Source organism: Roseofilum acuticapitatum BLCC-M154 (assembly GCF_030068475.1).
Taxonomy (GTDB): domain Bacteria; phylum Cyanobacteriota; class Cyanobacteriia; order Cyanobacteriales; family Desertifilaceae; genus Roseofilum; species Roseofilum acuticapitatum.
Window position 1 is genome coordinate 1 of sequence record NZ_JAQOSP010000114.1, and the last position, 6,771, is coordinate 6,771.

At 47.7% G+C, this 6,771-nt stretch carries 6 protein-coding genes; all 6 read left to right on the forward strand.

The window, feature by feature from the left end:
* Positions 1 to 567: 567 nt before the first annotated feature.
* The 6 genes from PMG71_RS18110 to PMG71_RS18135 all read left to right on the forward strand — a co-directional run bounded on the left by PMG71_RS18110 (position 568) and on the right by PMG71_RS18135 (position 6,743).
* A complete protein-coding gene (locus tag PMG71_RS18110; RefSeq protein WP_283755119.1) occupies positions 568 to 1,224 on the forward strand; it encodes a Uma2 family endonuclease in 657 nt (218 codons plus the stop codon).
* A gap of 33 nt (positions 1,225 to 1,257) precedes the next feature.
* Positions 1,258 to 2,265: a tetratricopeptide repeat protein gene (locus PMG71_RS18115; protein WP_283755120.1), complete on the forward strand. Its 1,008-nt coding sequence runs from the start codon at positions 1,258 to 1,260 to the stop codon at positions 2,263 to 2,265.
* An 89-nt stretch (positions 2,266 to 2,354) separates the two neighbouring features.
* Positions 2,355 to 4,187: an ABC transporter ATP-binding protein gene (locus tag PMG71_RS18120; protein WP_347179326.1), complete on the forward strand. Its 1,833-nt coding sequence runs from the start codon at positions 2,355 to 2,357 to the stop codon at positions 4,185 to 4,187.
* Between the two features lie 139 nt (positions 4,188 to 4,326).
* Entirely contained in the window at positions 4,327 to 4,638 is a 312-nt protein-coding gene (locus PMG71_RS18125) for a PIN domain-containing protein (RefSeq protein ID WP_283755124.1), read from the forward strand.
* Complete coding sequence (locus tag PMG71_RS18130) at positions 4,628 to 4,840, forward strand: hypothetical protein (RefSeq protein WP_283755122.1); 213 nt, start codon at positions 4,628 to 4,630, stop codon at positions 4,838 to 4,840. The genes PMG71_RS18125 and PMG71_RS18130 overlap by 11 nt, the downstream gene beginning before the upstream one ends.
* Positions 4,841 to 4,973: 133 nt before the next feature.
* Positions 4,974 to 6,743 (forward strand): tetratricopeptide repeat protein, encoded by a 1,770-nt coding sequence (locus PMG71_RS18135; RefSeq protein WP_283755123.1) that lies wholly within the window; start codon positions 4,974 to 4,976, stop codon positions 6,741 to 6,743.
* The last annotated feature ends 28 nt before the right edge of the window (positions 6,744 to 6,771 follow it).

The window sequence follows — 6,771 nt, forward strand, 5'->3', positions numbered from 1 at the left end:
CTTCTTCACCCTTTATATCAAGTTCGCTTATTCATGTCCGCGAAGCGGAAATACCATGATTAAAAATCCAGGGAGCGAGATGCTCCCACTCCAGTCATATCAAGGGATTAGAGGAGTGCGGGCATCTTGCCCGCTTCTTCACCCTTTATATCAAGTCCGATTGTTCATGTCCGCGAAGCGGAAATACCCTAATTAAAAATCCAGGGAGCGAGACGCTCCCACTCCAGTCATATCAAAGAATTAGAGGAGTGCGGGCATCTTGCCCGCTTCTTCACCCTTTATATCAAGTCCGATTGTTCATGTCCGCGAAGCGGAAATACCATGATTAAAAAATCCAGGGAGCAAGATGCTCCCACTCCAGTCATATCAAAGAATTCGAGGAGTGCGGGCATCTGGCCCGCTTCTTAACAAATTTTCATGTCCGCTTGCGGAAACCGGACTTGATATTAACCGGACTTGATATGACTTAGTATTTTTTCATTAAATCAGCCGATTATCGGAATTAGACTTAATATCCCATAGAGCCAGAAAACTGCTGTATCTTCCATAACTGAGACTCCGAATCCCATGGTTCAAACTCCCCCTATCCCCCAAACGCTCTATCCAGAAACGGATGGATTACCTATGGCTGAAAATACGGTTCAGTATCGTTGGATTGTTCGCTTGGTGAGCAATTTGAGGCGCTTGTTTGCTCACCAAAATGTGTTTGTGGCTGGTGATTTATTCTGGTATCCTGTCCAGGTGAATGCTCCGCCGGTTCCTGTGCAAGCTCCCGATGCGATGGTGGTGTTGGGACGACCTGGGGGCGATCGCAAAAGCTATAAACAATGGGAAGAAGAAAATATCGCGCCTCAAGTGGTTTTTGAGATTTTATCCCCCAGTAATTCCCGTAATGAAATGCTCGAAAAACAAAGGTTTTACCAAAAATATGGGGTGCTGGAGATGTTTTTTTATGACCCAGAGTCTCGTGATTTTTTGGGATTGGTGCGTGGGAGCAAAGAGGAAGAGTTTCGGTTAATTACGCCTCTGAATTTACCCTGGAGTTCGCCTTTGTTGCAAATCCGTTTTGAGTGGTTGGGGGAGGATTTGGCGGTATTTTATCCGAATGGGGAACCGTTTCAAGACCCAGAGGAGGTGATGGAGGAGCGCGATCGCATTCAAGAAGAGCGCGATCGCGCATTCGCCAAACTCCGAGAACTCGGTATCGACCCCAACCAACCTTAAAATGGAATAGCAAAATGACAAGAGGATGGGGAGATGTTCAGACAACTTCGGCGCTGGTTAGCACAACTTTGGCAATGGTTGAAGGGTTTATGGTCTTCCTCTCCTAGCTCCTTCGCCGATACTGCAACGACTTGGCCCACAGATACGGACTATGAAATGCAGTTTATGTCTTTTCTGGAGGGAGTAGATCGGGGGAAAAGTCAAGTCCTGAAAGATTGGGAAAAGTTACAACAGGACTATTCAGAAGAGCAATGGATCGCTTGGTTAAAGCGCTTTGGCCAGAAAGTTACCGAAAATTCTGAACCCAATCAACAATTGGCGAAACGTTTGATCCGGTTAGGGGAAGTCGGTTGTGGTGAATTGGGAGCAGTGGCAAAAGCGATCGGCGAACAGTTAACCCCCCCAACTCCGGCAATTGCTTTAGATGAGGATAATCCTCAAGTTTGGTTCGATCGCGGTAAACAATTACTCAATGAAGACGATGAAAAGGCCTTAGAAGCCTTCGATCGCACCCTGGAACTTGACCCCAACCACGATCGCGCCGCCATTAATCGGGGGAATGCGCTGATGAACCTGGGAAGACATGAAGAGGCGATTTTGGCCTACGATCGCGCCCTAGAATTAAACCCCAAGGCGGATTTGGCTTGGGCAAATCGGGGTAGTGTATTTTTTGATCTCGAAGACTATGAACAGGCGATCGCCAGTTGGGACAAGGCTCTAGAATTAAATCCCAAAGATCTCGAAACTTGGCATAATAAAGGCATCGTTCTAGGGGTCAAACTCAATCGGTTTGAAGAGGCGCTCAATTGTTTTGACCAAACCCTGGCACTGCAACCGGAGGATGTGCAAACTTGGTTTAATCGAGGCATTGTCTTAGCCGCCTTAAATCGATGGGAAGAGGCTCTAGAAAGTTGGAGTCGAGCAACCGATCTGCAACCGGATTTTCAGGATGCTTGGATTAATAAAGGGGTAGCATTACAAAAATTAGGTCGCTATGCAGAGGCGATCGCAGCCAATCAACGGGCTATAAATCCCAGTTAATGCCTAGGGATTTTGGTAAAATGCCTGTATTTACCAGTAAATTTACTGTTGTACTCCCAAATCTACCCTTACCTGTTAGTGCCATCTCCATGAATGACTCGGTTTTAGATGTTTGTAACCTCACTGTTCAATTCCAAACGGATGAGAAAGTGATTCAAGCGGTTGATCAAATTACTTTCTCGGTTCAACGAGGACAAACCCTAGGCATTGTGGGAGAATCTGGCTCAGGAAAATCAGTAACTTCCTTAGCCATTATGGATCTGGTTCCTCAACCTCCGGGAAATATTGCCAGTGGTGAGATTTGGTTTCATCCTCCACAACAGGATCGGATTAATTTGCGTCAGGTTTCCCCGAAACAGATGCAACAGTACCGGGGTAGCCAAATCTCGATGATTTTTCAGGAACCGATGAGTTCCTTAAATCCGGTGTATACGATTGGGTTTCAGTTGGTGGAAGCGCTCCGATTTCATCAATCGATTTCTGTCTCAGAAGCAAGACGACAGGCGATCGCCCTCTTGCAAGAGGTGCAACTGTTGCCCAAGGATGAGAGTTTAGAACAACAGGTGTTAAGTGAATTTGCGGAGCAGCCAGGCGATCGCCAACTGCAATCTGCGATCAATCGCCAAAAACAAGCCATCCTCGATCGCTATCCCCACGAACTCTCAGGGGGCCAATTGCAACGGGTGATGATTGCCATGGCCATAAGTTGCAATCCGACCCTCTTAATTGCCGATGAACCCACCACAGCCTTAGATGTGACCGTGCAAGCCACGATCCTAAACTTGCTCCGGGACTTGCAAAAAGCTAGGGGCATGTCCCTGATTTTTATTACCCATGACTTGGGCGTAATTGCTGAAATTGCTGACAGTGTGGTAGTCATGTATCAAGGGCAAATTGTCGAATCTGGCTCCGTTCTCGATATTTTTTCCCGTCCCCAACATCCCTACACCCAAGGTCTGTTAGCCTGTCGCCCCCGTCCCGATTTACGCTTAAAATATTTGCCCACCGTGGCGGATTTTCTGGAACAAAAGTCTGCTACAAGTGTCACAAAAATTACTGAAATTAATCCCCAGGAAGTTGAGCAGCGCCTAGAAAAACTCTATCAGCAATCCCCCCTAATGGTCGTCAAAGACCTGAAAGTAGGCTTTCCCCGTAAAGGAATTTGGGGACAAACCCAACGCTACACCATGGCAGTGAATGGGGTATCTTTTGAGGTCTATCCGGGCGAAACATTAGGCTTGGTGGGAGAATCCGGTTGTGGTAAAACTACCCTAGCGCGATCGCTCCTGCAATTGGTTCCTTCTATGGGGGGGATGATGGCCTTTGAAGGCGAACAGCTTCAATCCTTAAATGTCAAGGCTTTGCGCTATTTTCGCCGACAGATGCAGATTGTGTTTCAAGACCCCTATAGCTCATTAGATCCGAGGATATCCATTGGCGATGCAGTGATGGAGCCGTTGGTGATTCATCAGGAGTTGGAATCTGGGTCTAAACGACGCGATCGCGTGCGTTATCTTCTAGAAAGAGTCGGACTCGATCCCAGTTGGATGACTCGTTATCCCCACGAGTTTTCCGGAGGACAGCGCCAACGGGTGTGTATTGCCCGCGCTCTTGCTCTAAATCCGAAGTTTATTATTTGTGATGAGTCCGTCTCTGCGCTGGATGTATCCGTACAAGCTCAGGTGTTGAACCTGCTGAAGGAGCTGCAAGACGAGTTTGAGCTAACCTATATTTTCATCTCCCATGATTTGAGCGTAGTCAAGTTTATGAGCGATCGCATCATGGTCATGAATCGCGGTAAAGTAGAAGAAATCGGCCCCTCTGAGCAAATTTACAGCCATCCCAGCCAAGAATACACCCGCCAACTGATTGCCGCCATTCCCACCGGGAGTTTAGAGAACATTAAACAGCGCCAAAGCTAATTTTTTTTTCTTTTTGCAGATGTCTGGTATGCGTATTTATATCAAATCTATTTATTTACGCTACAGAGATCTGTAGGGGCGGGTTATACCCAAATCTTGTAGACTGACAACGATTTTTGTAAACCCGCCCTCCCCCACTCTGGTCGGTTCCAGTGTTCTAGACTATGAAAATAGTCGCAACTCTTGTCTTGAGCGTGCCAATGCTGTCAATCTCTGGCTGAGTTTGTCCAAGACCCATCAGAAACTGACACCTGAGATTCGCCTTCGAGCAAAAGCACTAGAAGAGATGGGTGTTAAGTCTTTAGATGCTTTACACATTGCCAGTGCAGAAGCGTCTGGGAGTGATTATTTTCTCACCTGCGATAAACGTCTGATTAATCGCTGCCAAGCACTAGATTTACCCGTTATGAATCCTACCTATTTTATCACGGAGGTTGATTATGAAGGTTGATTTACCGACGGAACAACAAGTTATCAAAGAGGCGCTAAAAATCCTATCTGCTCACATGGCTCCTGTCAAATTTGCTAGATTTGTTGTGGCTTTTCAACTGGGGGAAGGGGAGTATTTGTTGAGTAGAGATGAGATATTTGCGGATGAAACAGTAGATAGTTTATATGAGAAAGTTCGAGCTTTTGAGCAGGGAAAAACTTGAGGTAGCGTTTACAAATGGGTGTTAACGATCCGGTTTCTGGGACAAGTTTTTTGAAAAACGAGTCGGTGGAAGCAACCTGGTTTCTGGCTTGTGGGGTAAAATTGGGGTAGCAGATCCTACCCGGTGCGTGGCGATGGATGAACAACGAGTGCAAGCCTATCTCTCCCTGATTCAAGAACTCCTCGACTGTCCCAGTGGGGAGGAAGTCACGATATTGAGCAACCACCCGGAACTCATGGATGAGGGGTTGGTGCAGGTAATGGGAGCAGAAGCGGAAAAGAGGGCACAACAGGGACAGGGAAATGCCGGCTGGTTGCGGAATTTTGCCCAAAAAATAGAAACCGCTAACTATGAGTTGCCTCGGCTAGAAATAAAACTGACAGCAGATGCTCTATTGCAGCAAGGTTTTCAACAGTATCAACATTCTGAATATCCCCAAGCCTGGCAATCTTTGCAACAGTCTCTCGCCTTGTATCAAGAAATTGGGGATAAAGCTGGTATCGCCAATTGTTGGGGACAGTTAGGTTCTATCCAGCGCAATCGCGGCAACTGGGATGAGGCGGAGCGTCTGTATCAGCAATGTTTAGCAATTGAAACCGAATTGGGCGATCGCTCTGGCATGGCTTCCTCTTGGGGAGTGTTGGGAGATATCCAGCGCAATCGAGGCAACTGGGATGAGGCGGAGCGTCTGTATCAGCAATCTTTGCAATTGAGTACCGAATTGGGCGATCGCTCCGGCATGGCTTCCTCTTGGGGACTGTTGGGAGATATCCAGCGCAATCGGGGCAACTGGGATGAGGCGGAGCGTCTGTATCAGAAAAAACTTGATGCTTGTCGAGAATTAGGTGATAAGTCCGGAATGTCTCAAGTTATAGGAACGTTGGGAGATATCCAGCGAAATCGGGGCAACTGGGATGAGGCGGAGCGTCTGTATCAGCAATCTTTGCAATTGAGTACCGAATTGGGCGATCGCTCCGGCATGGCTTCCTCTTGGGGAGTGTTGGGAGATATCCAGCGCAATCGGGGCAACTGGGATGAGGCGGAGCGTCTGTATCAGCAATGTTTAGCAATTGAAACCGAATTGGGCGATCGCTCCGGCATGGCAACCTCTTGGGGACAGTTGGGAGATATCCAGCGCAATCGGGGCAACTGGGATGAAGCGGAGCGTCTGTTTCAGCAATCTTTGCAATTGAGAACCGAATTGGGCGATAAATCGGGGATGGCAACCAGTTACAATCTCCTGGCCTTTGTCCATCAACAATTAAACCGAATCCCAGAAGCCATTGCCTCCTGGAGAGCAGGTTTAGCCATTTGTCCCCCAAACCGATTCCCCCTAGAAGCCTTGGAACTCGGTAGCAGATTAGGCGATGCTGGGTTTGATATTCAAGACTGGGAAATCGCGATTGAAGGCTACGAGGCTGCCATTAGTGCTGTAGAAACCAGTTGCACCTTCGTCGAATCCTACACCGAAAAACAAAAACGCCGCACCGCCCAACTTGGGGTTTATGAGAAACTGGTACAAGCCTGCATCAATAGCGGCGATATCGGTAGAGCCTTAGCCAGTGTGGAACGCAGCAAATCCCGCAACCTGATCGAACTCCTCGCCAACCGGGAACTCTACCCCAAAGGCAACATTCCCCCAGAAATCCTGGAACAACTGGATACCCTGCGTCGGGAAGTCACCGCCAAACAGCAATTGTTAGAAACTTTGGATCGTCCCCAACCCCCTTCAGATCCCCCCCAACCCCCCCTTAAAAAGGGGGGGCTATCGGACTCAGAACCCCCCTTGGAAAGCAGGGGGTTTTCATTTTCACAAATTATACCACAACAAAAGCAAAATCTTTGCTTCTCAAAACCGTTTTTTTGGCCCGGTTCAATTCTCTGTCAGCCAAGAATCTCCTGAACCCCAACTTTTTCTTTAATCTATAGAC

What these genes read in the sequence shown, in the direction of transcription:
- PMG71_RS18130 (WP_283755122.1), top strand. Translation starts at nt 4,628, where the DNA reads ATGAAGGTTGATTTACCGACGGAACAACAAGTTATCAAAGAGGCGCTA.
- PMG71_RS18120 (WP_347179326.1), top strand. Translation starts at nt 2,355, where the DNA reads ATGAATGACTCGGTTTTAGATGTTTGTAACCTCACTGTTCAATTCCAA.
- PMG71_RS18115 (WP_283755120.1), top strand. Translation starts at nt 1,258, where the DNA reads ATGTTCAGACAACTTCGGCGCTGGTTAGCACAACTTTGGCAATGGTTG.
- PMG71_RS18135 (WP_283755123.1), top strand. Translation starts at nt 4,974, where the DNA reads ATGGATGAACAACGAGTGCAAGCCTATCTCTCCCTGATTCAAGAACTC.
- PMG71_RS18110 (WP_283755119.1), top strand. Translation starts at nt 568, where the DNA reads ATGGTTCAAACTCCCCCTATCCCCCAAACGCTCTATCCAGAAACGGAT.